General features: G+C 40.8%; 1 tRNA gene and 2 rRNA genes. All 3 read right to left on the bottom strand.

Annotated elements, in window-relative coordinates:
- Positions 1 to 91 (bottom strand): 23S ribosomal RNA (locus LEQ07_RS19750); the annotation flags it as partial.
- Between the two features lie 153 nt (positions 92 to 244).
- A tRNA-Ala gene (locus tag LEQ07_RS19745) sits at positions 245 to 320 on the bottom strand.
- A 119-nt stretch (positions 321 to 439) separates the two neighbouring features.
- Positions 440 to 525 (bottom strand): 16S ribosomal RNA (locus LEQ07_RS19740); the annotation flags it as partial.

Genomic DNA, 525 nt, shown 5'->3' with positions numbered 1-525 from the left:
GTGCAACTCCCCGAAGCTTATCGCAGCTTATCGCGTCCTTCATCGGCTCTTAGTGCCAAGGCATCCGCCCTGCGCCCTTAATAACTTGACCAGTTATTAGAGTGTTATTTTTTAAAGAGTTTTCTTCTCTTATAATTGGTTTATTTAATCATCACTAAATGTTATGCAGTTTTCAAAGTACTAAAATACATCGCCAACGTCTATTCGCTAATATAGCTCATATCCCGTTGCTAAAAGTTCAATATGGTGGAGATGAGGAGGATCGAACTCCTGACCCCTTGCGTGCAAGGCAAGTGCTCTCCCAGCTGAGCTACACCCCCATATTCGCTTTTTGGACAAAAATATATTACCATTTTAATATAATTTCGTCAATATTTTTTAAGATTTTTTCAAAAAATTGAAAACTCTCAAAATTAAACAGTAGGCAATTACTCCTTAGAAAGGAGGTGATCCAGCCGCACCTTCCGATACGGCTACCTTGTTACGACTTCACCCCAGTCATTGGTTTCACCTTCGACGGCCGCT

Origin of the sequence: Paraclostridium sp. AKS73 (assembly GCF_025671395.1) — a bacterium.
Classification (GTDB): domain Bacteria; phylum Bacillota; class Clostridia; order Peptostreptococcales; family Peptostreptococcaceae; genus Paraclostridium; species Paraclostridium benzoelyticum.
The sequence above is the reverse complement of the archived record's forward strand: the minus strand, read 5'-3'. Positions and strand labels throughout refer to the sequence as shown.